This is a genomic window from Qipengyuania gaetbuli (assembly GCF_009827315.1).
Classification (GTDB): domain Bacteria; phylum Pseudomonadota; class Alphaproteobacteria; order Sphingomonadales; family Sphingomonadaceae; genus Qipengyuania; species Qipengyuania gaetbuli.
On sequence record NZ_WTYF01000004.1, the window covers coordinates 358,636 to 382,503 of the forward strand.

Here is a 23,868-nt window from a genome sequence, read left to right on the forward strand (position 1 = left end):
TTAACTTCCTTTTAGGGCTGTTGCTTTACCTCGCCCCAATCGCGGGGGGCTATGAATGGAACCTCGAATAAATGGACACGAGGTTCGCAATGCTCCGCAGTGCGCTGCAATTTCTGAAGCAGGTCCGCGACGACAAGCGCGGAAACATGCTCATTCTCGTCGCGGCTTCGCTCGTGCCGATCGTCGGCACGATGGGCCTCGCCGTGGACGCAGCCCAGTGGCTGAGCTGGCGTCGTGATCTTCACAGTGCTGCCGATGCCGGCGCAATCGCAGGTGCACTCGCTAAGAAGAATGGCGAGGACGTGAACGCCGTCGTGACGAAGGTGCTGAGCTCTAACACGCAGCACACCTACACTATCGAAGCGATCGAAACGCCTCCCACCGCGGGGCCATTCACCGGCAACAACAGCATGGTGCGTGTCGTGCTCAGCGTCAGCCAGCCGCTCCCGTTCTCGAGCCTGTTCCTCGCCACTCCTCCGACGATCAGTGTCGAGGCCGTTGCCGAGAGCAGCTCTGAAGTTCCCAACTGCATGATCGCGCTCGACAGGTCGTCCATTGGCCTGATCATTTCCGGTTCGGCGCGTGTCGACATGAACTGCGGGATGGCGTCGAACTCGAATTTCGATGCTACGGCATCGGGCAACAACACCATCCGGGCCGGCGCGCTTTCGGCGGTCGGTACGGTGAATGCCTCGGGTGGAGTTAGCGCCGATACGGCGATCAACAATGGTGCAGCACCCGCCGTTGATCCTTATGACGGACTATTCTCCGACCCGAACGTGGTGTGCAACAACTGGCCGCTGGTCTCGGGTTCGCCCAACGAGCTTTCGCCAGGATGCTACCGCGGTATCCAGGTCCAGTCTAACGCGACCGTTACGCTGCTTCCCGGCACCTATTATCTTGGAGAAAAGGGCCTGTCCGTCGGAGGTAACGCCTCGGTCATCGGCAATGGCGTGACGCTCGTCTTCACGAATACCGCGTCTCCGTTCAATGCCAGCAAGATCGGTACTTTCAGCGCGCAGGGTACTTCGAACATCCAGCTGACCGCGCCCAGCACCGGGACTTACGCCGGCATCATCATGGTGCAGGACAGCCGCACCGTGCCTTCGAATACCAACCGCATGCTGATCACCGGCGACAACGGTTCGGTGTTCGACGGGACGATCTACGCACCGACGAACGCGGTCACATTCAGCGGTAACAGCAGCATGTCCACGGACTGCCTGCAGATCATCGCGACCTATATCACCTTCACCGGCAACACAACCGTGCGCAACAACTGCCCGGCAGGCCGCGGCGTCGCCTCGTTCTCCGGTTCGGAATATCTGAGGCTTCGTCAATGATCGCGCTTCTTTCAAAAGCGCTGCGCGACCGCGGAGGCAACGCGACTATCGAGATCGCTCTGGTGATGCCGCTGGTGCTGATGTTTGCGCTCGGCGGGATCGATTTCGCCATGGGCTACCGGCACAAGATCGAGATGCAGCAGACGGCGCAGCTTGGCGCGGAATACGTAATGGGCACTATGGAGGACCTCCCGACCGCCATCGAGGTGCGGCAGGCTATTTCCGATGCCAGCGGCATGCCGGTTGGCAGCATCACGATCGACACGTGGATCGAGTGTGACGGTGTCAAGCCGACGATCGCTGCCCCGATTTGCGTGAACCCGACTGCGGTCCAGACGGACTTTATGACGATCACTGTTCGCGACACCTACACGCCGATGCTCAACATCGACGGTATCGCAGATTTCGCGACGACCCAGACCCACGTCGGCTCGGTCACGCTGAGGACGAAATGATCATGACGCGCCTGAAGAGCCTTTTTCGAAACGCCAACGGGAGCGCGGCTGTCGAGTTCGCGCTCGCCTTGCCGCTTACCGTGACGATGCTTCTGGGCGCGCTCAACATGGGCATCTACCTGTTCTTCCAGAACTCGCTCTCTTCCGCGCTGGACGAGACAGCCCGGAGCGTGACGGTCTGGCCGATCCCCAACGACACCGAATTGCAGACCGAGTTCACGAACAATCTGCTCAGCGCCCAGCAGTTCGGCAATGCGACGCTCGCGATTACCCATGGCACCGACACGTTCGGACGCGACTATGTCGACCTGGTGGCCTCCGGCGGAATCAATGTGAACCTCGTGTTCGTCGACATGGGCACAATGCCCGTTCGCCTGACCAAGCGTTCCTACCCGCAGCTCTAGGCCTGTCCGGCAGGCTTGCACCACGCGCGCGGCTTCGTCATGGCCGCCAGTATGGATGGCAAGGAACTCCTGAACGATAACCACCTGCGCCCGGAATACCGGATCGCATTGGCCTATGCCCATCCGGATGACCGGTTGGCGTATCATGCCATGTTCGAGCTCGACCGTCGGTTGGCAGAGATCGTCGCAGGCAGCAGCGAACCGATGATCGGCCAATTGCGCCTTGCATGGTGGCGCGATGTCCTTGGCAGGCAGCCTGAAGACCGTCCCAGCGGCGAGCCGCTTGTCGCTGCGTTGAACACGGCATGGGGCGCTCATTCCGACGGCCTCGAAACGTTAGTGGACGCGTGGGAAGGGATTTTGCTGGCCGAGAGGCTCGAACGCAATGCCGCAATGCAATTCGTCGAAGGCAGGGGGGCGTCCTGGACAGCGCTTGCGAGCGGTCCTTTAGCCAAGGAGAGCTCCGCGGGGATATCGTCCGCAGCCCAGGCATGGTTTCTCGCCGATCTCTTGTCCCACCTATCCGATGCGGAAGAACGCGAGGTCGTTGCCGGTCTGGCTAATGGCATGAAGCTCCGCTCCAAGAGGCTTCCCCGCCGCCTGCGCCCCTTTGCAATCCTGGCGGCGTTGGGGAGCCGGGCCCTTGCCGCAGGCGGCATCTCTCCGATGGAGGGCAGGGGGGCACCGCTTCTGGCCTTGCGCATCGGTATTTTTGGCCGCTAAACAAAGGGTTGTCGAAATACAGGGGGTAGCATGAGGGGCATTGTCACCGGCGGGATCATCGTCCTCATCGCCATGGGGGTCGGGCTGTTCTGGTACCAGGGCCGCGCCGAGGTGGTACCAGGGCCGCGCCGAGGTCGAGTCCGCCGCCCCGCCGCCTTCGCTTGCCGAACTGCCGTCGACAGCATCACCTGACGCGCTCCCATCCGGCGACCCGAAGGACATGGTTGGCCCAGCGCCGCCCGAAGCAACCGAGCTGACCAAGGAAGAGCAGCGCTTCTTCCGCTACGACCGTGACCGCGACTGGCGCATCAGCCGGACCGAGATGCTCTCCACCCGCAGCGACGGGTTCCGCAAGCTCGACAAGGACGGCAACAATCTGCTCACCTTCGAGGAATGGGCAGTCGCCACCGTCGACAAATTCGAGGGCGCCGACGCCGATGGCGACAACGAACTTTCCCCGAGGGAATTCGCTACCACACGGGCCAAGCCCGCCAAAAAGCGAAAGTGCGCGTGCTGATCAGGCGGTGACCGCTTCGGCGCCCGCAATCCACTCCCCGAACTCTTGCTTGGCTCGCGACGTGTAGGCTTCCTTGCGCGCTTTCTTCTTCACGTCGTGAAGCGGGGGGAAGAGGCCGAAATTGACGTTCATGGGTTGGAACGTCTCTGCTTCCGCATCGCCGGTGATGTGGCTGAGCAGCGCACCAAGAGCGGTTGTCCTTGGCGGAGGCGTCCAGTCGCGCCCGGCCAGTTCGGCCGCAGCCATCATCCCAGCCATCAGGCCGACTGCGGAACTCTCCACGTAGCCTTCGCAGCCGGTTATCTGGCCGGCGAACCGGATGTGTTCCCCGCCGCGCAGCCGCAACTGGCGATCGAGGACGAGTGGCGAGTTGATGAAGGTGTTCCGGTGGAGACCGCCGAGCCGTGCGAACTCAGCATTCTCGAGGCCCGGAATTGTCCGGAACAGCTCGATCTGTGCGCCATATTTCAGCTTCGTCTGGAAGCCGACCATGTTCCACAAGGTGCCGAGCTTATTGTCCTGTCGCAGCTGGACCACGGCATAGGGCCAGCGCCCCTGCGGGAATTCCGGGGTCGTGTCGTGCGGGTTGTCGAGCCCTACTGGCTTCATGGGACCGAAGCGGAGCGTGTCGACCCCGCGCGCGGCCATGACCTCGATCGGCATGCACCCGTCGAAGTAGGGGGTATCCGCTTCCCATTCGCGGAATTCGGTCTTCTCGCCATCGAGCAGGCCCTGGTGGAAGGCGAGATACTGCTCCTTGGTCATGGGGCAGTTGATGTAGTCTCCGTCCTCATTCGAGGCCTCGGTGCGCTTGTTCCAGCGGCTCTGGATCCAGCATTTCGACATGTCGATGCTGTCCCGGTGGACTATCGGGGCGATGGCATCGAAGAAAGCGAGGCGGTCTTGGCCCGTTGCCCCAACGATGCTTTCGGCAAGCGATTGCGCAGTCAGCGGGCCCGTCGCGACAATGGTGGCACCGGCGGAGGGCAGGGTATCCACGCGTTCGCGCACGACGGTCACGTTGGGGTGCTCTTCGAGCGTGCGCTGCACTTCGGCTGAGAACACGTCGCGGTCGACCGCCATTGCGCTTCCGGCAGGGACGCGGGCCACTTCGCCCGCACGCATGACAAGGCTGTCGAGCCCGCGCATTTCGTGGTGCAGCAGGCCGACGGCATTGCGGTCGCTATCGTCCGACCGGAAGCTGTTGGAGCAGACCAATTCGGCGAGGCCATCGGTCTGGTGGGCAGGCGTCATCTCGCCGCTGCCGCGCATTTCGGACAGGCGAACCTTTAAGCCGCGCTTCGCCAGTTGCCATGCCGCTTCGCTTCCCGCGAGGCCGCCGCCGATGATATGTACGTCGTGAGTCATTGCGGTGGCGCACCTAGGGCTTGCATGCCCCCTCTATCAAGGATTACCGAGCGCCAACGAGGGGAATTTCATGCCAAAACGCGCATTGTCCGAGCACCGGCCGTACCTGCTGGCCAGCCTGGCCGCAGCAGTCAGCTACTTTTTCGTCATGGACGACCCCATCGGCGGGATCTGGCTGATGGCTTGGAAGGGAGCTGGCGTGGGGTTTCTCGCCCTCTACGCAGCTCACCGCGGCAAGGGGTTCGATGGTGCGCTGATCGCGCTTGTCATGACCTTCGGCGCGCTCGGTGACGTGGTGCTCGAGTTCAGTTTTCTCGTCGGGGGCGCGCTCTTCGCGGTCGGGCACCTGATCGCGATAGCCCTCTATTTGCGCAACCGCCGCCCGGCTACGACCGCTAGCCAGGCGCTTACCGGCATAGCCCTTCTGGCAGCGACACCGGCAATTGCTGGATTGATGACCTATCCCCTGCCGAACTGGCAGGCGGCGACCGGTTATTCGTTCCTCGTCGGAGCCATGGCAGCTGCGGCTTGGACGAGCCGTTTTCCTCGCTACCGCGTCGGGACGGGGGCGGTGCTGTTCGTTGTCAGCGATTTGCTGATCTTTGCAAGGGAAGCGGGACATATCCCCGCCGAGGTCGGAAGCTGGCTGATTTGGCCACTGTATTACGGCGGTCAGTTCCTCATCGCGATCGGCGTGGTGCAGAGCATTCGCAAGCACCACGCCTGATCGCGACTTCACAGCGCTTTAGCCGCCCGGTTCACCTTCGATGTTCTTGTCCGAATGGGCCGTCGTGTACGGTTCGGTCGTCTGCGCGGTGCGGTCGGCCATTTCTTCCGCGACAGCTTCTTCCGCCTCGTTTTCCGGCTCTTCCGTCTCGTCGATCAGAGCCGCGCCGACGATCTGCTCGCCCTTCGCGACGTTGAAAATGCGCACACCCGAGGATCCGCGGCCCGAGATCGAGAACCCCTCATGGTTGTCGAACCCGCCTTCCACCATGTGGCGAAATTGGATCGGAAGGCGTATCAGCTTGGCCTGGTCGGTCACCAGCATGAGCTGCGAACCGTGCTTGACCGGGAAGCTGGCAACGACCGGCCCGTTCCGGTCCGGATTGCTGGCGGGCTCGCCGATATTGGTCAGGCCCATCCCGCCGCGACCGATCGTGCGGTATTCGTAGGCTGACGAGATCTTGCCATAGCCGTTGGCGGTGAGTGTAAGGATGAATTCTTCCGCCTCTGCCATCTCGGCAACCTTTCCGGCGCCGAGCGTCGCTTCGTTCTCGTTATTCTTCCAGTTCGCCGCGCGCAGGTAAGCGTCACGGACCTCGGTGTCGCGTTCCCCTGCGTCCAGCACGGCCATCGAGACGACCTTCTGGCCTTCCTTGAGCTTCATGCCGCGCACGCCGATGCCGGTACGGCTCTTGGTTTCGCGGGCGTCGGTAGCCGAGAAGCGGATCGCCTTGCCGGAATCGGAAGCGAGGAAAATCTCCTGCTCCTCGGTCAGCAGTTCGACGCCGATCAGGCGGTCTCCGCTGCCTTCGACAAAGCCCATCGCGTATTTGCCGTTGGTGGGCACGTTGGTGAACGCGTCCATCGAATTGCGGCGCACCATGCCTTGCTCGGTCGCAAAGACGATGTTGAGGTTCGCCCACTCGCTCTCGTCTTCGGGCAGTGGCAGCACGTTGGTCACGCGCTCCTCGTCACCCAAGGGAAGCAGGTTGACCATCGGCCGTCCCTTGGTGGTCGGCCCGCCTTCGGGCAGCTTCCACACCTTCATCCGGTACACTCGGCCGGTGTTCGTGAAGAAGAGCACCGGATTGTGCGTCGAAGTGACGAACATTTCGACGACGGCATCCTCGTCCTTGGTCGCCATGCCCGAGCGGCCCTTGCCGCCGCGCGCCTGTGCCCTGAAGGCCTGGAGCGGGGTGCGCTTTATGTAACCGCCGTGGGTGACAGTCACGACCATGTCTTCGCGCTCGATAAGGTCTTCGTCTTCGAGACCGTCCCAAGCGGGCGCGATTTCGGTGATACGCGGCGTGGCGTAGGTAGCGCGAATTTCCTCGAGCTCCTCGCGCATCACGCCGTAAAGCTTCACGCGGTCGGCGAGGATCGAGAGATACTCTTCGATCGCGAGGCTCAGTTCCTTGAGCTCGTCACCGATCTCGTCGCGGCCCAGCGCGGTGAGGCGGTGGAGGCGCAGGTCGAGGATGGCCTTAACCTGGCGCTCCGAGAGACGATACGAGCCGCCTTCCTGTTCGGCGCTCGGCTCGATCGCTTCGACGAGCTGGATATACTGCGCGATGTCACCGATCGGCCATTCCTTCGTGAGCAGCTTGGCGCGCGCATCGGCCGGATTGGACGACCCGCGGATCATCGCGACGACCTCGTCGAGGTTCGACACGGCCACCACGAGGCCGAGCAAGATGTGGGCACGCTCGCGCGCCTTGTTCAGTTCGAACTTGGTGCGACGGGTGATGACCTCTTCGCGGAAGGCGATGAAGGCCTGCACGAATTCGCGCAGCGTAAGCACTTCGGGACGGCCGCCGCGGATAGCCAGCATGTTGGCCGGGAAGCTCGCCTGCGCGGGCGTGTAGCGCCAGATCTGGTTGAGCACGACTTCGGGAGAGGCATCGCGCTTCAGGTCGACGACGACGCGCACGCCTTCGCGGCTCGATTCGTCGCGGATGTCCGAGATGCCCTCGATCCGCTTGTCCTTGGCGGCTTCGGCAATCTTTTCGACAAGTGCGCTCTTGCCGACCTGGTAGGGAATGGAGGTGAGAACGATCGACCGTCGGTCGTTCTTGCCGGTTTCCACATCGTGACGCGCACGCATTAGGATCGAGCCGCGACCGGTGGTGTAGGCCGCACGGGCACCAGACTTTCCAAGGATGAGCGGGGCAGTCGGGAAATCCGGGCCCGGAATGATCTCGAACAGTTCCTCGCTGGTGATAGCGGGATTTTCGATGAAGGCGAGACAGCCGTCGATCACTTCGCCCAGATTGTGCGGCGGGATATTCGTGGCCATGCCGACCGCGATGCCACCTGCGCCATTGACCAGGAGGTTGGGGAAGCGTGCCGGAAGGACCGTCGGTTCCTGGCGCGAACCGTCGTAGTTGTCGACGAAATCGACCGTGTCCTTGTCGAGGTCGTCGAGCAGCGAATTTGCGACACGGGCAAGCCGCGCCTCGGTGTAACGCATCGAGGCCGGCGGATCCGGGTCCATCGAACCGAAGTTCCCTTGGCCGTCGACCAGAGGAACGCGCAGCGACCAGTCTTGGGTCATGCGGGCAAGCGCATCGTAGATCGCGGCGTCGCCATGCGGGTGGTAGTTACCCATGACGTCGCCGACGATCTTCGCGCTCTTGCGATAGGGGCGGCCGGCAACGAAGCCGCCTTCTTGGCTAGCGAAGAGGATACGGCGATGAACCGGCTTCAGGCCGTCCCGCACATCGGGCAGCGCGCGGCTGACGATCACGCTCATCGCGTAATCGAGGTAGCTGGTCTTCATCTCGTCGACGATGTCGATGCGAGCGTATTCGGCGCCGGGGGCCGGTGGGTCAATCAGGTCGGTTTCGTCGGACAAGACTATGGTATTCCGTGATCTGTGATCGGGATTTGGATTGCAGTCAGAACCCTAGGCGAAATGCCGTTCCCGCGCCACTTTCGGGCGTGTCTGACAGGGGTGTTGGCGGGCTTTTTCCACATATGGATAGCCCGATTGCCCATATCGGACCTGAACGGCGGGAACGTGCATCATTCAATGACCATTCAGCGCCAAAACCCTACAAGATTTGCAATGAGAGCGTTAAAAGGCCAAGTGCCGCACCGTTGAGAGAATTCCGGCGCCCACCGCGCTCATTCCCCCTATCCACTCTTGGGAGTTACATGATGATCTTCACCCGTATTTCCAAGGCCTCGCGTCCGTCGTCGGCGCTGGCTCTGGCCCTCGTTCTTGCCGCGACCGGCACTGCAGGCGTTTTCGCCCTCGAGCAGCCGGCTTTCGCACAGAAGAAGAAGAAAGAGGAAAAGCCTGCAGCGAAGAGCTACTCCAAGGAGTTCATCGCTGCCTACCAGCCGCTGGCCGATGCCGTGAATGCGCCTGCTCCAGACTACGCGACCATCAATGCGCAGCTTCCGGCGATGAAGGCGCTCATCCAGTCGAATGACGAGCGGATGGTTGCCGGCAACCTCATCTACAACGTCGGCACGAAGAACCAGAACCGCGCCCAGCAGCTCGAAGGCGTGGAGCTCATGCTTGCAAGCGGGCAGGTTCCGGCTGAAAACCAGGGCCAGTACAATCTGCTCGCAGGTCAGCTTGCCTATAACGAGAAGGAATACGCGAAGACCCGCACCTACCTCATGAAGGCTGTCGAATTCGGCTATACCGAGGGCGAGCCGCAGGGCCTTATCGCCGAATCCTTTTTCGCCGAAGACAACCACGCTGCCGGCCTGAAGTACCTGGCCGAAGCAATTGCTGCCGAAGAAGCTGCGGGCAATCCGGTCAACGAACAGTGGGTCCGTCGCGGCCTGCAGATGGCCTATAACAACCAGATGGCAGAGGAGCTGGGCCAGTTCGGCCTGCTCTTCGTCAAGCACTTCCCCTCGACCCAGAACTGGGGCGAAGTGATCGCCATCACCGCGTATGGCGGCGGTTGGCAGAACCCCGAGATCCTCGATCTCGTCCGTCTGGCCCGTTCGGCCAAGGCAATGCGCGATGAGCGCATGTATGCCGACTACATCGACAGCGCCGATTATCGCCGCCTGCCGGGTGAAGTCGTTGCCGTCATCGACGAAGGCTATGCGCAGGGCACGCTCAAGAAGACCGACACCTACGTCGCCGAAGTTCGGGGCATGGCAGCCGAACGCGCGAAGACCGACCGTGCCGATCTCGCAGGCCTGCTGAGCAAGGCAAAGGCGTCGACCGATGTGAAGTCGATCGTCACCGGCGGCGACCTCGCACTCAGCTACGGCGATTATGCTGCGGCTGAAGTGCTCTATACCAAGGCTCTCGGCATGCCGGGCGTCGATGCCGGCCTAGCTCGCACGCGTCTCGGTATTGCACAGCTTGAGCAGGGCAAGGCTGCCGAAGCCGTCGCAACGTTCAATGCCGTGGAAGGCAAGCGCGCTGCCATCGCCCGTCTCTGGGCGACCTATGCTGCGGAAGAAGCCGGCATCTAAGCCTGACGCTTCAGCGCCAATGACAAAAGGCGGCGCGGGTCTATCGGATCCGCGCCGTTTTTCATGTCTAGCGAAGGCGTTTTACCCAGACGGTGTTGTCGCGCCGCTCAACCTTGAACTGCTCCATCGCCTCGAACAGGTCGGACAAGCGCTTGAAGCCGTAGTTGCGCACATCGAAGCTCGAGCGGTTCCCGGCAATCTGGCCAACCTCTCCCATCTGCGCGAAACCTTCGTCGTCGCGGCGGGCTGCCTTCCAGGCGGTCCCGAGCAATTCGACGAGTTCTTCGTCCACATTGGACCTGGCCTTGCTCGCCTTTGTCTTGGTCGTATCGGGCTCGTCCGAAGCGCCCTTGATGAGGGCGTCGATATCGATGAAGCGCGTGCAGGCGCTCTTGAAGGCACCGGGCGTCTTGTTCGTGCTTCCGAAGCCGTAGACGATCAGGCCATCCTGCCTAAGGCGCGTGACCAGCGGCGTGAAATCGCTGTCGGAGCTCATGATACCGAAACCGTCCACCTTGCCCTGGTACAGGAGGTCGATCGCATCGATCGTCATGGCCATGTCGGTGGCGTTCTTGCCGGCAGTCAGGTCGAACTGCTGCTGCGGACGGATGCCGTATTTGTGGGTGATCGTATCCCAGTTGGCGAGGTTGTTCTTGGCGAAATTGCCATAGGCCCGCTTGATGTTAACCTGACCGAGTTCGGCCATGACGGTGAGGACGGGATCGATCCCCTTTGGGGAGGTGTTGTCCGCGTCGATCAGCAGCGCGATGTTCTTGAGTTCTTTTTCAGGCATGCAGCGTCACATGGTCGCCTTGCCCGAGGTGCGCAAGTCACTTGGCCGGTTGGAACTGGCCGCTCTCTTCGTCGCGGACGTAAAGCACGCCTTCCGCAATGGAGAAGAACGCGCCGCGCAGCTTCAGTGTGCCGTCGGCTTCCTTTTCGCGAACGCAAGGGAAGGTGCGCAGATTGGCGAGGCTCACGCCGACTGCCGCCATCTCCATCGCCCTTTCGGCTTCGCGACCTTCCGTCCCGTATTTCGCCGCAACCTCGTCGCGGGCCTCGTCCAGCATCCGGACCCAGTTCGCGATGAAGCCGCCATCCCCGGGAGCGGTGCCGTGGAGGTCGCGCGTTAGAGCTGCCTTGCAGCCGCCGCACATCCCGTGCCCCATCACGACGATCTGTCGCACGTGGAGGAACTGGATGGCGAACTCCAACGCAGCCGATACGCCGTGCTGGCCCGGCGAGATTTCGAAGGGCGGGACCAGTGCAGCGACATTACGTACAACGAAAATCTCGCCAGGATCGACATCGAAAATCTGCGCCGGATCGACGCGGCTATCCGAGCAGCCGATGATCATCAGCTTGGGGCTCTGCCCCTCGGCCACCAGCCGGTCGTATCGTTCGCGCTGTTCGGGGTAGCCGTCCGCGCGGAAGCGGTGATAGCCGCGCAGGAGTTCGGTAAACTCGGGCATCAGAACCGCTCCCCGCGGATCACTTCCACATCCCACATGGTAAGCAGGAAACCGTGCGAGGTGAGGATGGGGGCAAGCGCTTCGGCCAGTGCATTGGCATTTTCCTGCGAGGCAATGGTCACGACGAGGTTCTTGTCGGTCCCCATGACGCGTTCCTCGCGCCAGCGTCCCTCGCGTCCCTTGCCGGACGTGACGGGCAGGACTGTCCATCCGGTTATACCGACCTCGTCGATGATCGAGGTCACGCGCTTTACCTGCGCCTGGTCCGCGAGGATTTCGATGCGCTTGCGGATGACGGTTTCGATCATGGGAGAGGTGCTCCGGAACCGGTCAGCATACCTGCAAGGGCGCCGATCAGGCCGATGTTTACGAGGACGTTGAAGGGAAAGGTAATGCTGAGCGACATGGTCAGGTAGATGCCGGGATCGGCTTCGGGCAGGGCGAGCCGCATGGCCGCCGGCACCGCGATATAGCTGGCGCTTGCGCACAGCACGCCGAGCGCAGCCGCGGAGCCGGGATCTAGGCCTATTCCGACACCCAGCGTAGTCCCCAGGGCGCCATTCAACAGCGGAAGGAAGATAGCGATGACGACCAACCGCCAGGTGAGCGCACGCGAATCCATTATGCGCCGTGCAGCAATCAGGCCCATGTCGAGTAGGAAGAGGCAAAGGATGCCCTTGAACAGGCCGTCGAAGAACGGACGCACCGGGTCGAACCCCAGCGGGCCCGCTACCATGCCAATGAAGAATGCGCCGAGCAGCAGGACGACCGATGGATTGAGCAGGACCTCGTGCGCGAGTTCCTTCTTGGTCTGACCGCTGTCCGATCCGATCCCGCGGGCAAGGAGAAGGCCGGCAAGGATCGCCGGGCTTTCCATGGAAGCCATCACGGCCACCATGTACCCTTCGGGCGGGATGCCCTGGATCGTGTAAATCTCCACCGCGGTCACGAAGGTGACGACGCTGATCGATCCGTAATGGGCCGCAACGGCACCTGCGTTCAGCCGGTCGAGGCGCCCGAAGCCTTTCAGCAGCCAGAAGGCGTAGACTGGCATCACGAATCCTGCGGCAATCCCGGCAGCAAGTGCGGCGAGCACAGTACCGTCGAGGCCGGATTCGGCGACTTCGATCCCACCCTTCAGGCCGATCGCCGCCATCAGGTAGAGCGACATGCCTTTGGCGATTGCTTCGGGGATTTCGAGGTTGGAGCGTGCAAACGCAGCCAACAAGCCGAGGACGAAAAACAGAATGACCGGAGAGGTCAGTGCCTGAATACCCATCGCTTCCATGCGGCGCGCTTAGTCCAGCCTTTCCGCAACGGCAAGCATGGCCATTGCGGTTGTCAGCCCCTTTCCCTAAGTGGGCCGCGCAATGAACGATCTCTCCTCCGCTCCCGCGCCCGAGGGCGAAGCTCCTCGCAAGCAGCGTAAGCCCGACTGGATTCGCGTCAAGGCCCCGGTCAGCAAGGGCTATCAGGAAACGCGAAAGCTCATGCGCGACCTCAAGCTTAATACGGTTTGCGAGGAAGCGGCTTGCCCGAACATCGGTGAGTGCTGGGACAAGAAGCACGCCACGGTCATGATCCTGGGAGACGTCTGCACGCGCGCCTGCGCTTTCTGCAACGTCAAGACCGGCATGCCGCGCATGGTCGATCCGATGGAGCCGGAAAACGTCGCCATCGCAGCGGGCCAGATGGGTCTCGAACACATCGTCATCACGAGCGTCGACCGGGACGATCTTCCTGACGGCGGGGCGGGCCAGTTCGTCAAGGTGATCAAGGCACTGCGCCGTGAAACGCCGAACACGACCATCGAAATCCTGACGCCCGATTTCCGCGGCAAAATGCGCGCGGCAGTTGAGGCTATCTGCGAGGCGGGACCGGACGTCTACAACCACAATCTCGAAACCGTGCCGCGGCTTTACCCGACGATCCGGCCGGGTGCGCGCTACTACGCGTCGCTCCGCTTGCTGGAAGAGGTGAAGAGCCACGACCCGATAATCTTCACCAAGTCAGGCATCATGCTCGGCCTCGGCGAACAGCGTCTCGAAGTGCACCAGGTCATGGACGACATGCGCAGTGCCGATGTCGATTTCATCACCATGGGCCAGTATCTCCAGCCGACCCCGCGCCATGCCAAGGTCGAGGATTTCGTTACGCCGAAGGCGTTTGCGGCCTATGGTTCGATCGCGCGCGCGAAAGGCTTCCTGCAGGTCGCTTCCAGCCCGCTGACACGCTCGAGCTACCATGCAGGGGACGACTTCGCGCAGATGAAGGCTGCCCGTGAAGAGCGTCTCGCAAAGGAGCGGGCGAGGGCGAACGGCTGATGCCGGGCATCCGGGAGACCCGACGCCTTCCCTACAGCTGCGAACAGATGTTCGATCTGGTCGCCGATGTGGGTAGCTATTCCAAGTTCCTGCCCTGGGTGGTCGCCACCCGCATACGGAGCGACAGCGAAACGGAAATGGTTGCCGACATGTTGGTCGGCTTCAAGGCGATCCGCGAGAAGTTCACCTCGCGCGTGGTGAAACGCCGCCCCGAATTCATCGAGGTGTTCTACGTTGACGGTCCGCTGAAGGACCTCGACAACAAGTGGACCTTTACCTGCCTTCCCGATGGTGGATGCGAGATCGATTTCTGTGTCGATTTCACTTTCCGCAACGCCATGTTCGAAGCGTTGGCCGGCCAGTACTTCGACCGCGCGTTTCGCAAGATGGTCGAAGCTTTCGAAAAGCGGGCGGACGAACTCTACGGCCGCGAGAACGCCGCAGCCAACCTCTAGGGCAACAGCAGTTCCAGCGCGCACAACGTCGCTTCGCGCCGCACGCCTGCGCGCGAAGTAGGCTCGAAGCTTTTCAGCTCGCCTTCGGGCTCGCCTTCCTGGCCGCGAACGACCTTGGCGAAGACGACGGTCCCAACCGGCTTGAGCTGCGTGCCGCCACCCGGGCCTGCAACACCGCTGATGGCCACTGCGACATCCGCATCGCTTCGCGCGAGGGCGCCCTTGGCCATGGCCCAGACACACGCGATCGAAACAGCCCCGAACGTCTCGATAATGTCGAGCGGTACGCCGAGCAGTTCCATCTTCGATTCGTTCGAATAGGTAACAAAGCCGCGATCGAGCACGGCGGATGAGCCGGCGATCTCGGTCAGGGCTGCGGCGACGAGGCCGCCAGTGCAGCTTTCTGCGACCACCACCTTACGCCCGGCAGCCGTGTTTTCTTCTATGACCCGCTTGGCGAGATCATCGATATCCGTGGGTAGTAGGGTTTCGAGCGCCATGCTCTCCTCGCAGTATCAGTCGCGAATGACGGTGGCGACGGCCTGGGCGGCGATGCCTTCGCCCCTGCCGGTGAAGCCCAGCCGTTCGGTCGTCGTCGCCTTCACCGATATTGCAGCGATGTCAACGCCGAGAAGTTCCGCAATCCGGCAGCGCATAGCCTCGCGGTGGGGACCGATCTTGGGCGCTTCGCAGATGATCGTCAGGTCGATGTTGCCGATCCGGTAACCGGCCTCTGCGGCAAGTCCGGCTGCATGCTGCAGGAAGCGGTCGCTGCTCGCACCGCGCCACTTGGGGTCGGAAGGGGGGAAATGGTCGCCGATGTCGCCCATCGCAACCGCGCCCAGGATCGCATCGGTAATCGCATGGAGCGCGACGTCGGCATCGCTGTGTCCCGAAAGTCCCTTTTCGTGTTCGATGCGGATGCCACCGAGCCACAATTCCTCGCGGGCGACGAGGCGATGCACATCGAACCCGCTTCCCATGCGGACCAAGGGTAATTCGGTCACGAAATCCTCCGCGAAAGTGAGCTTCTTGAGGGCTTCGCTTCCCTCCACCAGGCCGACAGTCCCACCCGCCGCACGCAATACCTGCGCATCGTCGCCAGCGTCCTTCGGGCCGGGCCAAGCGCGATGCGCGGCAAGTATATCGTCATACCGGAAGGCTTGCGGTGTCTGGATCCGGCGCAGTGTCTCGCGATCCGCCGTACCGGCCATTACGCCGCCCTCGTCAACGGCGAGGCTGTCGACGACCGGAAGCGCCGGAATCGCTCCGGGGTTGGCTTCGAGCGACAACAGGAGTCGCTCGATAACTTCGACTGGCAACACGGGGCGCGCAGCATCATGGATCAGGACGCGTTCGGAACCGTTGAACGTCTCGAGTGCGTTCAATACAGAAGCCTGCCTGGTCTCGCCGCCCGTGACGAACTGGACGTCCAAGCCGCTCAGAGCTGCTTTCGCTATGTCCTCACCGCCCTTCGGGATCGCGACGACCACCGCTGTCGCGCCGGCGTTCAGCAGAGTTTCGACCGAGTGCCTCACTACCGGCTTGCCACGCCAGGTCGCGAATTGCTTGGGGAGCCGCTGCCCGGCGCGCAGGCCTTGACCGGCGGCCACGACGATGGCGGCGAACGGGGGAAGGGGGGCGACACGGGACATTGCCCCCGCGCGCTAGCGGCTTGCCGTTTTCGCTGCAACGCACTATGTGACTGCCCAATTATTAGGCACACGCGAAAATGAGCGCTCACCCCCTTCCTCCGGCACCCCCGAAGCCGATCTCTGTCGGCAATATCGTGATTGATACGCCGGTCGTGCTAGCGCCCATGACGGGCGTGACCGACCTGCCGTTCCGCAAGATGGTCCGGCGCTACGGGTCGGGCCTCAACGTCACCGAAATGATCGCCAGCGAGGCGGCCATTCGTGAAACGCGCCAGTCCGTGCAGAAGGCTGCCTGGGATCCGATCGAAGAGCCCGTCTCGATGCAGCTCGTGGGCTGCGATCCGTCGAGCATGGCAGAAGCCGCCAAGCTTCAGGAAGGCAACGGCGCGGAAATAATCGACATCAACTTCGGTTGTCCGGTCCGCAAGGTGGTAGGCCAGCTTGCCGGTTCGGCGCTGATGCGCGAAGTCCCGCTGGCTACCAAGCTCATGGAAGCTACCGTGAAGGCGGTGAACGTACCGGTCACGGTCAAGATGCGGATGGGCTGGGATCATTCCGACCTCAACGCCCCCGAACTTGCCCGTATCGCCGAAGACCTGGGCGTGAAAATGGTGACGGTCCATGGCCGCACCCGCAACCAGATGTACAAGGGTAGCGCCGACTGGGCTTTCGTTCGCAAGGTCAAGGATGCGGTTTCGATCCCCGTCATCGTCAACGGCGATATCGGCACGGTCGATGACGCCGCCAAGGCGCTCGAACAGTCCGGTGCTGACGGCGTCATGATCGGACGCGGCGCCTACGGAAAGCCCTGGCTTCTCGCCCAGGTCATGCACTGGTGGAAGACGGGCGAATTGCTCGCCAGCCCCAGTTTCGACGAACAATACGACGTGATCGTCGAACACTATCGGGACATGCTCGAGCTCTACGGCGAGGATGTCGGGGTCAAAATCGCTCGCAAGCACCTTGGCTGGTACACCAAGGGGATGCACGGCTCGGCCGAGTTCAGGAACCGGGTGAATTTTATTGATCAAGCTCCTGTTGTACTTGATGAACTCGAGCGGTTTTTCGAGCCGTTCCTTAAGCGGCGCGCTGCATGATCGAAGCGCCGTCGGCGTCCGACCAGATCGCCGGAATGGTCTTTGCGGTGTTGCTGGTCGATCCCGACGGGCGGGTCCGCGAGGCCAACCCGGCGGCGGAGGAGCTCCTTGGACGCAGTGTGCGACGGATTCTCGACGAAAGACTGTTCGAGATCATGGCGATCCGGCCGGAACGTGTGGCCGAGGCGGTCCTGACCACCGAAAGCCAGCTGATCGCGCGGGGCCTGACCCTGACGGCCGCCGGAAACGATCACATCGTCAATCTCAGCTGCTCTCCGATGCATGGCCATACGGGGTGGAAAGTCATCACGATTTCCGATGCCGGGCAGGGCGGGAATGAAGAGGAAGACCGGGAACGGACGGAATTGCGCGCGCCTGCGGTCCTTGCGCACGAGATCAAGAACCCGCTCTCTGCCATCCGCGGCGCAAGCCAGCTCCTGTCACGCCGGGCAGCTGAGAAAGATCGACCTCTTGCAACGATGATCGAAACCGAGGTCGACCGGATCGCGCAACTAATCGACCGGATGCAGCAACTAGGAAGCAGCCGCCCCGCACAAACCGGCCCCTGCAATCTGCATGAAGCCATCCGTTCGGCCATGGCCACCGTTCGCGCGGGACGCAGCGATGCCGGCGAATTGGTCGAGGAGTTCGATCCCTCGCTTCCCGCAGTGGAGGCGGATCAGGGCGCGCTCGAGCAGGTCCTGATCAACCTCATGGCCAATGCCTGTGACGCCTGCGCGGGGATAGACGCGCCGCGCATTGTGGTGCGCACCCGGTTCGTCAGCGGCCTGGTCTTTTCCGCGATCCGTTTCGGCAAGTCGGTCAGGCTGCCCATCGAAATATCCGTGATCGATCCCGGCCCCGGCATTCCTGCCGAACTGCGTGATCACGTTTTCGAGCCTTTTGTGTCAGGCAAGCCACACGGACAGGGCCTCGGCCTCGCACTGGTCCGCAAGCTCTTGCGTGACATGGGTGGGCGGATTTCGCACGAGCGTGACGAGCGCGCCGGATACACCATTTTCAGGATAAACCTGCCCGTCGCGGCGAAGGAAAGCTGACCGATGACCACCCGCGTCCTCTTGGTTGAAGACGATCGCGCGATAGCTACCGTGATCACCGAGGCACTGCGTGACGAAGGGCATGACGTCACGACGTGCAGCAGCATCGAACGGCGTGACGCACTGCTTGCCGGCCATGCGTTCGATATCATGCTGACCGACGTCATGCTGGAGGACGGCGACGGACTGGCAACCATCGATGCTGTGCGGGATGCGGCGCCGGACATGCCGGTTATCGTCTTGTCGGCGCAGAACACGCTTGATACCGCGGTTCGCGCAAGCGACAGCCAGGCTTTCGAGTATTTCCCGAAGCCGTTCGACCTCGACGAATTGACACAGGCGGTACGGCAGGCCGTCAGCCGGTCCCCCAAGGCGGAAGCAGACGATCGCGGGGAAGGCGAGGGCGCGCTGCCCCTGATCGGCCGCAGCCGTGCCATGCAGGACGTCTACCGGATGATCACCCGGGTCCTGCGCAACGACCTGTCTGTCCTCGTGACCGGCGAAAGTGGTACGGGCAAGGAACTGGTAGCCGAAGCGATCCACCAGCTCGGCGCGCGCCGGACCGGACCGTTCGTCGCGGTGAACATGGCGGCGATCCCGCATGACCTGCTGGAAAGCGAACTGTTCGGGCATGAACGCGGCGCCTTTACGGGGGCGGTTTCGCAGCAGATCGGCAAGTTCGAGCAGGCAAATGGCGGCACCCTGTTCCTCGACGAGATCGGGGACATGCCGGCAGAAGCGCAAACTCGTCTGCTGAGAGCTCTTCAGTCCGGCCGGATCCGGCGTGTGGGCGGCCGACAGGAAATCGGCGTCGACGTGCGCATTATCGCGGCGACCAACCGAGACCTAGTGCCGATGATCGCGCAAGGCCGCTTCCGCGAGGATCTGTACTATCGATTGAACGTCGTCCCGATCCACCTCCCGCCACTGCGGGAACGCAAGGAGGATATTGGCGCGCTGGTGCGGCATTTCCTGTCCCAAGCGGTCGCCGAAGGACTTCCGGCGCACCGGATAGCCGATGATGCAGTTGCCATCCTCGAGAACCAACTCTGGAAAGGCAATGTCCGCGAGTTACGCAATGTGGTTTTCCGCCTTGCCCTGCTCGCGCGCGACGACCTGATTGATCGGCAGACCGTCGTCGATGCTCTTCCATCCGCTGTCGATGCGAATATTCCTTCTGCAAGAGACGGGATCGAGGAGGCATTGGAGGAATGGCTGTCTAGCAATCCCCAGCCTGCCGGCGCACTCTACCACGGCGCTCTCGCGGCTTTCGAAAAGCCGCTGTTCGAGCATGCGCTGCGGGAAACCGAAGGCAATCAGCTCAGGGCGGCCCAACTGCTGGGGATCAACCGCAACACGCTGCGAAAGCGCCTGAGCGACCTCCAAATCGAACTGGAGCGCTTCGTAAGGCGGCGTTGATGGGCATTTCGTCGTTTTTGCCCTTGCAAAAGTGCAACAGAGGTGTCGTAACTTAGCCACGATGGCGACGCTTGCCGGCACCTCGAAGAAACCTCCGCCGCGCTGGTGGCGCCGCTTCATTGTGGCCTCCCGCCGCGCCAACCTCTTCACGCTGGTCGAAATCATCGCGCTCGCCGCATTCGTCATAATGGTTGTGACGACATGGGCCGCATTCACCACGGCCCCGCCGACAGGTGAATTGCTGCCGAGCAGGCAGGTTGCGGTGCTCCTGATCGGCACGCTGATACCGGCCATGGCGTTGCTTGTCCTCGCCGGACGAAGGCTGGCGCTACGCAGGGCGGCAGGGAGCACCGCGCGCCTCCACGTGCGCTTGGTGTTTTTCTTCTCGATGATAGCGGCTGTGCCGACGCTGCTGGTCTCGGCATTCGCCGCCGTCCTGTTCCAGTCGGGCGTCGATTTCTGGTTCTCGGACAATTCGCGCGGGCTGATGGAGAACGCCAACGTCCTTGCCGAGCGATATTACGAGGACAACCAGCTCGACCTCGGGCAGGAAACGATCTCGATGGCTATGGATATGCGCGCCATCCTCCAGCAGGTCGAGATCACCGATCCCGACTTCCAACTGGTCTATAAGTACCAGGCCGATCCGCGCGACGTCATCGAGAGCGCAATCATGCAGGTGATGCCCGACGGAACCGCCCGCGTGGCCGTGGTCTATGGCATCAACCAGGGCAGCGATCCGGTCGGGTTTACAGAGGAAAGCCAGCGCGCCCTGCGCGGCGGAGAGCCGGTGATCATCCGGGGTAGCCCTGAACGTATCGAGGCGATCGCCCCGATCGACCGGACGGCCGGCATCTATCTCTACACGGCGCGAAATGCCGAGGCGGCGAGTTTCCGTAGCTGGGAAAGCGCGCGATCTATTTCCACCGCCTACGAGGAACTGACCAAGCGTGCCCGGGCGTTGCAGTTGCGGTTCAATCTGGCGCTCTATTTCGTCAGCCTTGCGCTGGTGGGGCTCGCCGTCTGGTTCGCCTTGCGATTTGCCGACCGCCAGGTCGAGCCGCTGACCGACCTCGTGGCGGCGGCTCGCAAGGTGGGTGCTGGTAACTTCTCGCTGCGTGTCGAAGGGCGGACCGGCGCAGACGAAATCGGCCTGCTCAACCGCGCGTTCAACCGCATGACTGCCCAGCTCGAAAAGCAGACCGACGCTCTAGTCGGCGCAAACGAGGAACTCGAGGAACGGCGCAGCTTCATCGAGGCAGTGCTGGAGTCCGTAAGCGCCGGTGTCATCACCATCGATGGCAAACGCCGTGTGCTGCTGATGAATGCGCCGGCGCAGAACATGCTGCTCGAAGGCGGGGAGGGGAGTGAACACCCCGAAACCCTTGACGCCATGATCCCGCAAATTGCGGTCCTGGTCGAGGCGGGATTGGACCGGGGCGTGATCAGCCATTCGCGCCATGGCGAACTGATGACCCTCGCAGTCAGGCTGGTGCCGGAGGGCGACGGCCACGTGATCACCTTCGAGGACATTACCCGCCAATTGCTCGACCAGCGCCAGGCTGCTTGGTCGGATGTCGCGCGTCGTATCGCGCACGAAATCAAGAACCCGCTTACGCCGATCCAGCTTGCCACGGAACGCCTCAAGCGGCGTTACCGCAAGCAGATCGAGCAAGATGGCGAATTGTTCGACGAACTGACCAACACGATCGTGCGCCAGGTCGGCGAATTGCGGACCATGGTCGACGAGTTCTCGAGCTTCGCGCGGCTGCCCAAGCCGATGTTCCGACAGGAAGACGCGCTCGACATCATCCGCCAGTCGATGTTCCTGCAGGAGGTCGCCAATCCGCAGGTCAATTATGTACTTGCGACCGAAATCGAAGGGCCCTTGCGCCTTGAGGCAGACCGTCACCAGCTGGGGCAGGCCGTCACCAATATCCTGAAGAACGCCGCCGAGGCGATCGAGGCCCGTGCTGCAAATGCCGATGCCGATTATCGCGGCCGTATCGAGGTCGAGGTGGCGGAGAACGATGACTCAATAACGATCGCAGTGACCGACAACGGAATCGGCCTGCCGCAGGACCGCGAGCGGATCCTCGAACCCTATGTAACTACGCGCGAGAAAGGCACGGGCCTGGGTCTCGCAATCGTTAACAAGATCGTCGAGGAACACGGCGGTGAAATGAACTTCTCCTCCATCGATGGGGGAGGGACGCGGGTCACGCTGAGGTTTGCGCGTGATCCCCACCGGATTGCCGCCAAGGGCGACGACCGGAACAGTACCGAGAAAGCAGAAGGGTAATTCAATGGCACTCGACATCCTGATAGTCGACGACGAGCGCGATATTCGCGACCTGGTCGCAGGCGTCTTGAGCGACGAGGGCTATGAATGCCGCACCGCAGCCGATAGCTCCTCCGCGCTTGAGGCGGTCGATGCCAAGCGGCCCAGCCTTGTCCTGCTCGACGTCTGGCTCCACGGCAGCCAGATGGACGGGCTCGAAGTGCTCGACGCGATCAAGGCGCGCGAGCCCGAACTGCCGGTCATCATCTTCTCGGGTCACGGCAACATCGACACGGCCGTCTCGGCGGTCAGCCGCGGCGCGATGGACTTCATCGAGAAGCCGTTCGAGGCAGAGCGCCTCCTTCACTTGGTAGAACGCGCCACCGAAACGGAGCGGCTTCGCCGGGAAAACTCGCGGCTGCGCGAAGGCATGGGCGAGGGCGGCGAGTTCACCGGCAACTCGGCCGCAATCAATGCTGTTCGTGCCACCCTCAAGCGCGTGGCCAGCACCGGGAGCCGCGTGCTCATCAGCGGCCCGGCCGGCTCGGGCAAGGAAGTGGCAGCGCGCCTGCTCCACAGCTGGTCGACACGTGCCGACAAGCCGTTCGTGATCGTGAATTCCGCGCGGATCACGCCGGAGCGCTTCGAGGAAGAGCTATTCGGCGAAGAAGCCGAAGGCAAGCTGGTGCGACCCGGCCTCCTGGAAACTGCTGACGGCGGCACGCTCTATCTCGACGAGGTCGCCGACATGCCCCTGTCGACGCAGGCTCGTATCCTGCGGGTCCTCACCGAGCAGAGCTTCGTCCGCGTGGGCGGGACACGGCAGATCGGGGTGGATGTCCGTGTGGTGTCCTCCACTGCGCGCGACCTCAAGGCAGAGATGGAGGAAAAGCGGTTTCGCGAAGACCTCTTCTATCGCCTGAACGTTGTTCCGGTCGAGGTCCCCTCGCTCGCCGAACGACGCGATGACATTCCCGCCCTGGCCGAGCATTTCTTCGCCCGTTACGCGATCGAACAAGGCATCCGTCCGCCGGAAATCAGCGAAGAAGCGATGGCCGCCCTGCAGGCATATGACTGGCCAGGCAACGTGCGCCAGCTTCGCAATGTGGTGGAGCGGACGATCATCCTGACCCCGCGCGAACAATTGGACACGGTCGAAGCCGACATGCTTTCGGAGGAAGTGACCGGCGGCAAGCTTGGCGGCACCGGCGGTATGGCGCAGCTGATGGGTGCCCCCTTGCGTGAAGCGCGGGAAAGCTTTGAGCGGGAATATCTCGCCATCCAGATCCGTCGCTTCTCGGGAAACATCTCGAAAACGGCCAGCTTCATCGGGATGGAACGCTCGGCGCTCCATCGCAAGCTGAAGCTCCTCGGCATGGCAGAGCGCAAGAACGGCGAGCGCAAGTAGGCCGCGACACCTTCATTTTTGGACGTGTGCAATAAATTTCATTGCGATTGCGCGATGAAATGCCACATATTGCGCAAGTTCCGGTGGCAACTCCGGAATTCGGGCGCGGTGGTTGCGCCCAGATTGTGATCGCGAAAGCGTTCGCCAAGAAAAGGAGCAGGACAATGGCCAGCGAACGCACGCTTTCCGCGCGCCCGCGACCCAAGCAGGATGAAGCGCAGCACAAGGGCAAGGCGCCAAGCTTGCAGGACGCGTTTCTCAACCTCTTGCGGAAAAACAAGACGCCTGTAACCGTATTCCTGGTAAAGGGTGTGAAGCTGCAGGGCATCGTGACGTGGTTCGATAATTTCTCGATCCTGCTGCGCCGTGATGGACAGTCGCAACTCGTCTACAAGCATGCTGTCAGCACGATCATGCCGGGGCAGCCGATCGATGCTGAACAGTTTGCCAGCCAAGGTTCGGGCGCCAAGCAGCGCTTATTGCAGGATGTGTTCCTGAGCCGTGTCCGAGAAGCCGAAGCGCAGGTGACGATGTTCCTCGTGAACGGCGTCATGCTCCAGGGCAAGATCGCGGCTTACGACCTTTTCTGCATGCTGCTCGAACGCGATGGCTATGTGCAGCTTGCCTACAAGCACGCGGTGTCGACGATCCAGCCGGCGACGCCGGTCGACCTTAGCGAAGACTGGGACGAGGACGAACACTGAGTTTCGATGA

23 protein-coding genes are annotated in these 23,868 nt (G+C 62.3%); 15 read left to right on the forward strand and 8 right to left on the reverse strand.

Features of this window, described 5'->3' with window-relative positions; translation table 11 throughout:
* The first annotated feature begins 71 nt into the window (after window positions 1-71).
* The 5 genes from GRI42_RS04075 (at window position 72) to GRI42_RS14120 (ending at window position 3,442) form a co-directional block, all read left to right on the forward strand.
* Window positions 72-1,343: a pilus assembly protein TadG-related protein gene (locus tag GRI42_RS04075; RefSeq protein WP_160607076.1), complete on the forward strand. Its 1,272-nt coding sequence runs from the start codon at window positions 72-74 to the stop codon at window positions 1,341-1,343.
* Complete coding sequence (locus GRI42_RS04080; RefSeq protein ID WP_160607077.1) at window positions 1,340-1,798, forward strand: TadE/TadG family type IV pilus assembly protein; 459 nt, start codon at window positions 1,340-1,342, stop codon at window positions 1,796-1,798. Before GRI42_RS04075 ends, GRI42_RS04080 begins: the two co-directional genes overlap by 4 nt.
* Before the next feature lie 2 nt (window positions 1,799-1,800).
* Window positions 1,801-2,202 (forward strand): TadE/TadG family type IV pilus assembly protein, encoded by a 402-nt coding sequence (locus GRI42_RS04085; protein ID WP_160607078.1) that lies wholly within the window; start codon window positions 1,801-1,803, stop codon window positions 2,200-2,202.
* Between the two features lie 51 nt (window positions 2,203-2,253).
* Entirely contained in the window at window positions 2,254-2,925 is a 672-nt protein-coding gene (locus GRI42_RS04090) for a squalene/phytoene synthase family protein (RefSeq protein ID WP_160607079.1), read from the forward strand.
* 220 nt (window positions 2,926-3,145) lie between these two features.
* Window positions 3,146-3,442 (forward strand): EF-hand domain-containing protein, encoded by a 297-nt coding sequence (locus GRI42_RS14120; RefSeq protein WP_325065297.1) that lies wholly within the window; start codon window positions 3,146-3,148, stop codon window positions 3,440-3,442.
* Here the strand turns inward: GRI42_RS14120 and trmFO are convergent, their stop codons facing one another.
* The gene (gene trmFO, locus GRI42_RS04100) at window positions 3,443-4,810 is read right to left on the reverse strand and encodes a methylenetetrahydrofolate--tRNA-(uracil(54)-C(5))-methyltransferase (FADH(2)-oxidizing) TrmFO (protein ID WP_160607080.1); all 1,368 of its coding nucleotides are present in this window, start codon (window positions 4,808-4,810) and stop codon (window positions 3,443-3,445) included.
* A gap of 70 nt (window positions 4,811-4,880) precedes the next feature.
* On the opposite strand from trmFO, the gene GRI42_RS04105 reads away from it, so the two are divergent.
* Complete coding sequence (locus GRI42_RS04105; RefSeq protein ID WP_160607081.1) at window positions 4,881-5,537, forward strand: lysoplasmalogenase; 657 nt, start codon at window positions 4,881-4,883, stop codon at window positions 5,535-5,537.
* 18 nt (window positions 5,538-5,555) lie between these two features.
* Here the strand turns inward: GRI42_RS04105 and gyrA are convergent, their stop codons facing one another.
* Window positions 5,556-8,390, reverse strand: a complete 2,835-nt coding sequence (gene gyrA, locus GRI42_RS04110; RefSeq protein ID WP_160607082.1) for a DNA gyrase subunit A — start codon at window positions 8,388-8,390, stop codon at window positions 5,556-5,558.
* A gap of 302 nt (window positions 8,391-8,692) precedes the next feature.
* Between gyrA and GRI42_RS04115 the strand changes: the two genes are divergently transcribed.
* Window positions 8,693-9,985, forward strand: coding sequence for a hypothetical protein (locus tag GRI42_RS04115; RefSeq protein ID WP_160607083.1), 1,293 nt, complete (start codon window positions 8,693-8,695; stop codon window positions 9,983-9,985).
* A gap of 67 nt (window positions 9,986-10,052) precedes the next feature.
* Here the strand turns inward: GRI42_RS04115 and GRI42_RS04120 are convergent, their stop codons facing one another.
* The 4 genes from GRI42_RS04120 to GRI42_RS04135 are packed head-to-tail and all read right to left on the reverse strand — an operon-like array spanning window position 10,053 to window position 12,745.
* Window positions 10,053-10,778 (reverse strand): NYN domain-containing protein, encoded by a 726-nt coding sequence (locus tag GRI42_RS04120; RefSeq protein ID WP_160607084.1) that lies wholly within the window; start codon window positions 10,776-10,778, stop codon window positions 10,053-10,055.
* 37 nt (window positions 10,779-10,815) lie between these two features.
* On the reverse strand, window positions 10,816-11,457 hold the full coding sequence (locus GRI42_RS04125) for a carbonic anhydrase (protein WP_160607085.1): 642 nt from the start codon (window positions 11,455-11,457) through the stop codon (window positions 10,816-10,818).
* Window positions 11,457-11,765, reverse strand: a complete 309-nt coding sequence (locus GRI42_RS04130) for a P-II family nitrogen regulator (RefSeq protein ID WP_160607086.1) — start codon at window positions 11,763-11,765, stop codon at window positions 11,457-11,459. The genes GRI42_RS04125 and GRI42_RS04130 overlap by 1 nt, the downstream gene beginning before the upstream one ends.
* Window positions 11,762-12,745: a sodium-dependent bicarbonate transport family permease gene (locus GRI42_RS04135; protein WP_234033824.1), complete on the reverse strand. Its 984-nt coding sequence runs from the start codon at window positions 12,743-12,745 to the stop codon at window positions 11,762-11,764. The genes GRI42_RS04130 and GRI42_RS04135 overlap by 4 nt, the downstream gene beginning before the upstream one ends.
* Window positions 12,746-12,827: 82 nt before the next feature.
* On the opposite strand from GRI42_RS04135, the gene lipA reads away from it, so the two are divergent.
* Both lipA and GRI42_RS04145 read left to right on the forward strand, forming a co-directional pair.
* Window positions 12,828-13,781, forward strand: coding sequence for a lipoyl synthase (gene lipA / locus GRI42_RS04140; RefSeq protein ID WP_160607087.1), 954 nt, complete (start codon window positions 12,828-12,830; stop codon window positions 13,779-13,781).
* Window positions 13,781-14,236 (forward strand): type II toxin-antitoxin system RatA family toxin, encoded by a 456-nt coding sequence (locus GRI42_RS04145; protein WP_160607088.1) that lies wholly within the window; start codon window positions 13,781-13,783, stop codon window positions 14,234-14,236. The genes lipA and GRI42_RS04145 overlap by 1 nt, the downstream gene beginning before the upstream one ends.
* Here GRI42_RS04145 and GRI42_RS04150 read toward each other — a convergent pair.
* Complete coding sequence (locus tag GRI42_RS04150; protein WP_160607089.1) at window positions 14,233-14,736, reverse strand: CinA family protein; 504 nt, start codon at window positions 14,734-14,736, stop codon at window positions 14,233-14,235. The two genes, GRI42_RS04145 and GRI42_RS04150, sit on opposite strands and share 4 nt — an antisense overlap.
* Window positions 14,737-14,751: 15 nt before the next feature.
* A complete protein-coding gene (locus tag GRI42_RS04155; protein ID WP_160607090.1) occupies window positions 14,752-15,891 on the reverse strand; it encodes a bifunctional 2-C-methyl-D-erythritol 4-phosphate cytidylyltransferase/2-C-methyl-D-erythritol 2,4-cyclodiphosphate synthase in 1,140 nt (379 codons plus the stop codon).
* A gap of 77 nt (window positions 15,892-15,968) precedes the next feature.
* Between GRI42_RS04155 and dusB the strand changes: the two genes are divergently transcribed.
* The 6 genes from dusB (at window position 15,969) to hfq (ending at window position 23,858) form a co-directional block, all read left to right on the forward strand.
* Window positions 15,969-16,988 (forward strand): tRNA dihydrouridine synthase DusB, encoded by a 1,020-nt coding sequence (gene dusB, locus GRI42_RS04160; RefSeq protein WP_160607091.1) that lies wholly within the window; start codon window positions 15,969-15,971, stop codon window positions 16,986-16,988.
* Window positions 16,985-18,046, forward strand: a complete 1,062-nt coding sequence (locus tag GRI42_RS04165; RefSeq protein ID WP_160607092.1) for a two-component system sensor histidine kinase NtrB — start codon at window positions 16,985-16,987, stop codon at window positions 18,044-18,046. Before dusB ends, GRI42_RS04165 begins: the two co-directional genes overlap by 4 nt.
* A 3-nt stretch (window positions 18,047-18,049) precedes the next feature.
* The gene (ntrC, locus tag GRI42_RS04170) at window positions 18,050-19,465 is read left to right on the forward strand and encodes a nitrogen regulation protein NR(I) (protein WP_160607093.1); all 1,416 of its coding nucleotides are present in this window, start codon (window positions 18,050-18,052) and stop codon (window positions 19,463-19,465) included.
* A gap of 61 nt (window positions 19,466-19,526) precedes the next feature.
* Window positions 19,527-21,767, forward strand: coding sequence for a sensor histidine kinase (locus GRI42_RS04175; protein WP_160607094.1), 2,241 nt, complete (start codon window positions 19,527-19,529; stop codon window positions 21,765-21,767).
* Window positions 21,768-21,771: 4 nt separating this feature from the next.
* Window positions 21,772-23,154, forward strand: a complete 1,383-nt coding sequence (gene ntrX / locus GRI42_RS04180) for a nitrogen assimilation response regulator NtrX (RefSeq protein ID WP_160607095.1) — start codon at window positions 21,772-21,774, stop codon at window positions 23,152-23,154.
* A 164-nt stretch (window positions 23,155-23,318) separates the two neighbouring features.
* Window positions 23,319-23,858: an RNA chaperone Hfq gene (gene hfq / locus GRI42_RS04185; protein WP_160607096.1), complete on the forward strand. Its 540-nt coding sequence runs from the start codon at window positions 23,319-23,321 to the stop codon at window positions 23,856-23,858.
* The last annotated feature ends 10 nt before the right edge of the window (window positions 23,859-23,868 follow it).

Bases quoted from the DNA above. Each gene is read 5' to 3' on its own strand.
- dusB (WP_160607091.1), top strand. From the start codon at position 15,969: ATGAGCGCTCACCCCCTTCCTCCGGCACCCCCGAAGCCGATCTCTGTC.
- GRI42_RS04105 (WP_160607081.1), top strand. From the start codon at position 4,881: ATGCCAAAACGCGCATTGTCCGAGCACCGGCCGTACCTGCTGGCCAGC.
- ntrC (WP_160607093.1), top strand. From the start codon at position 18,050: ATGACCACCCGCGTCCTCTTGGTTGAAGACGATCGCGCGATAGCTACC.
- GRI42_RS04090 (WP_160607079.1), top strand. From the start codon at position 2,254: ATGGATGGCAAGGAACTCCTGAACGATAACCACCTGCGCCCGGAATAC.
- GRI42_RS04085 (WP_160607078.1), top strand. From the start codon at position 1,801: ATGACGCGCCTGAAGAGCCTTTTTCGAAACGCCAACGGGAGCGCGGCT.
- trmFO (WP_160607080.1), bottom strand. From the start codon at position 4,810: ATGACTCACGACGTACATATCATCGGCGGCGGCCTCGCGGGAAGCGAA.
- GRI42_RS04145 (WP_160607088.1), top strand. From the start codon at position 13,781: ATGCCGGGCATCCGGGAGACCCGACGCCTTCCCTACAGCTGCGAACAG.
- GRI42_RS04120 (WP_160607084.1), bottom strand. From the start codon at position 10,778: ATGCCTGAAAAAGAACTCAAGAACATCGCGCTGCTGATCGACGCGGAC.
- lipA (WP_160607087.1), top strand. From the start codon at position 12,828: ATGAACGATCTCTCCTCCGCTCCCGCGCCCGAGGGCGAAGCTCCTCGC.
- GRI42_RS04115 (WP_160607083.1), top strand. From the start codon at position 8,693: ATGATGATCTTCACCCGTATTTCCAAGGCCTCGCGTCCGTCGTCGGCG.
- GRI42_RS04150 (WP_160607089.1), bottom strand. From the start codon at position 14,736: ATGGCGCTCGAAACCCTACTACCCACGGATATCGATGATCTCGCCAAG.
- ntrX (WP_160607095.1), top strand. From the start codon at position 21,772: ATGGCACTCGACATCCTGATAGTCGACGACGAGCGCGATATTCGCGAC.
- GRI42_RS14120 (WP_325065297.1), top strand. From the start codon at position 3,146: ATGGTTGGCCCAGCGCCGCCCGAAGCAACCGAGCTGACCAAGGAAGAG.
- GRI42_RS04130 (WP_160607086.1), bottom strand. From the start codon at position 11,765: ATGATCGAAACCGTCATCCGCAAGCGCATCGAAATCCTCGCGGACCAG.
- GRI42_RS04125 (WP_160607085.1), bottom strand. From the start codon at position 11,457: ATGCCCGAGTTTACCGAACTCCTGCGCGGCTATCACCGCTTCCGCGCG.
- hfq (WP_160607096.1), top strand. From the start codon at position 23,319: ATGGCCAGCGAACGCACGCTTTCCGCGCGCCCGCGACCCAAGCAGGAT.
- GRI42_RS04135 (WP_234033824.1), bottom strand. From the start codon at position 12,745: ATGGAAGCGATGGGTATTCAGGCACTGACCTCTCCGGTCATTCTGTTT.
- GRI42_RS04175 (WP_160607094.1), top strand. From the start codon at position 19,527: ATGGCGACGCTTGCCGGCACCTCGAAGAAACCTCCGCCGCGCTGGTGG.
- GRI42_RS04155 (WP_160607090.1), bottom strand. From the start codon at position 15,891: ATGTCCCGTGTCGCCCCCCTTCCCCCGTTCGCCGCCATCGTCGTGGCC.
- GRI42_RS04080 (WP_160607077.1), top strand. From the start codon at position 1,340: ATGATCGCGCTTCTTTCAAAAGCGCTGCGCGACCGCGGAGGCAACGCG.
- GRI42_RS04165 (WP_160607092.1), top strand. From the start codon at position 16,985: ATGATCGAAGCGCCGTCGGCGTCCGACCAGATCGCCGGAATGGTCTTT.
- GRI42_RS04075 (WP_160607076.1), top strand. From the start codon at position 72: ATGGACACGAGGTTCGCAATGCTCCGCAGTGCGCTGCAATTTCTGAAG.